This is a genomic window from Carboxylicivirga taeanensis, from assembly GCF_051851475.1.
In the GTDB taxonomy this organism is placed as follows: Bacteria; Bacteroidota; Bacteroidia; order Bacteroidales; family Marinilabiliaceae; genus Carboxylicivirga; species Carboxylicivirga taeanensis.
The window spans coordinates 1-1,948 of record NZ_JBPUSJ010000065.1 but is presented as its reverse complement, the minus strand read 5'-3'; the positions used below and the strand labels follow the sequence as shown (position 1 = coordinate 1,948).

The following is a 1,948-nucleotide window of genomic DNA, read 5'->3' as shown; positions in this document are numbered from 1 at the left end:
CTTAAGCATAATATAAGCAAAATTAGGGAGAAGGTCTGTTTCATATTTTTCTAGTAATTTGTTTTCTACGTATTGTGCTTAATGGTTTACAACGGCCTGCCGCATGATGCGTATGGAATTTTATCCTCACAAACTTTCCAAATTGAGCAGAGCCAAAGCGTTGTATTTGTTTTTATCTTTTCATTTTAAAGCCAAATCAGCGATTTGGCGTTGTTTGCCGAAGCCACAAACTCTCCAAAACGAGCTGAACTCCATATGCTTTATTGCGGTTTGTTGGGCATAGTATTTTCTATTCCAACTAATCTATTTATCATTTTCCCAATCATTTCCGTTTTAGATTTTTCTTCTTTGATTGATTCAATTAGTTTGAATGAAAGTAAAATGTTTTGAACATTTATTAGGCTGTCATGATAGTCTTTTAGTTGTCTAACTGTTTTGTTGTACAGATAAAATAATACCCCAGAAATAAATTCAATTAAAATACCTGCACCAGTAGATATATATCCAATATTTTTAAATTCTTCAAATTGAAATCCAATAACTAAACCAATAGAAATTAGTAGAAGTCCAAAGACGCCCGATAACAAAGAAACTTTAAAGCTTTGTTGCGTATGTGTCTTAACTAAAGTATAATATGCAGAAAGGTTTTCTACATTAATTTTCACCAAATTATCAAAATACTCTGTGGTTGGATTCTTTGAGTCTGGTAATTTTAGCATTACGTTTTTTATAGCTTCTTGGGCTTCTAATTCTGATTTAGCTTCTAACACATCAGAACCTAATGCTGCAAAAAAGAATAACACAGTCAAAATCCATAATATTACAAGAATCCATGTTGGAATTAGTAGATTTTCGGCATAATGCAATCCAAGAAAAATACCACCAACAGCGGTTGCTGAGAAATAGGATATTTTATCTATTATTTCACTTTTAACTTTTCCTTTAGCTTTTACAATGGCTGATTCTATTGTGGCAAATTTTTCTTCTTCGTGATTTTCAAATGGATATTCTATTTTGTCCTTCATTATTGTTTTAGTTTTAAACTCTGTGCGGATATATTATGCCCAACGGCCTGCCGCATGATGCGTAAAGGATTTTAACCTTACGAACTTATCAAATTGAGCAGAGCCAAAGCGCATATTTTGTTTTAAGTTTTCATTTTCCAAAGCCAAATCTGCGATTTGGCGCTGGTTGCCGAAGCTATGAACCAACCAAATTGCACATTACCCTTTATGCATTATAGCGGTTTGTTGGCAAGTCGTGCTTTTTATGGCAAGTCTTCCCAATTTATATTTTCATCATTCAGCAAATTTTTCAAAAAATCCAAGTTCATACTGACCAAGGTTCCATAGTCTACTGAATTTGGCAAATCAATTTCAAACAAAAAATCACATTCTTTTTTTAATAGGTCATACCGCGTTTTTCCTTTTAGTCTTTTCAAGTCGAGAAAATCTGGCGGGTTCTTTCTTATTTGAACAAGAGTAACACCATTGGGAATTTCGTCCTTAATTTCATTATATTCCTTTGTCGGAATAATGAAGTCATAATTTATTTGTCTGGCTGTTACTTTTTTCGTTAAATCTTTTGAGATAGGCATTTCACAATTCTTCCAATCAAAACTATTCTTTGTATTATAATTATGAAACCATAAGAATTCATACTGGTCATTAAGAATTAAATCGATGAATTTCTTAGACGCAAAATCTAAAATCACTTGATAAACACCTGGATAAATTTCCTTAATCACATTAATATTTTCTTTAAATGAATTTTGTGTCATTGTGCGATTTTTTACTGCATGCTTGCCAACGGTTAGCTGCATGATGCGGTAGCAGATTCGCGTTGCTGATTGGCCGTCCGACAGGACTGACAATCGAGGCGGGAATCGGCCCAACCAAAGCGAGCCGGACTGCTATGCATTATTGCAGCTTGTTGTAACCTGTTATTT

The 1,948-nt window shown here is 33.6% G+C and carries 2 protein-coding genes; both read right to left on the bottom strand.

Annotated elements, in window-relative coordinates:
* Positions 1-260 precede the first annotated feature (260 nt).
* Positions 261-1,025, bottom strand: a complete 765-nt coding sequence (locus ACSX1H_RS19215; protein ID WP_439185874.1) for a TRADD-N-associated membrane domain-containing protein — start codon at positions 1,023-1,025, stop codon at positions 261-263.
* 242 nt (positions 1,026-1,267) lie between these two features.
* Positions 1,268-1,780, bottom strand: a complete 513-nt coding sequence (locus ACSX1H_RS19210; RefSeq protein ID WP_439185873.1) for a hypothetical protein — start codon at positions 1,778-1,780, stop codon at positions 1,268-1,270.
* Positions 1,781-1,948: the final 168 nt, after the last annotated feature.

Excerpts from the sequence above, each read along its gene's own strand:
- ACSX1H_RS19210 (WP_439185873.1), bottom strand. The coding sequence starts at position 1,780 with ATGACACAAAATTCATTTAAAGAAAATATTAATGTGATTAAGGAAATT.
- ACSX1H_RS19215 (WP_439185874.1), bottom strand. The coding sequence starts at position 1,025 with ATGAAGGACAAAATAGAATATCCATTTGAAAATCACGAAGAAGAAAAA.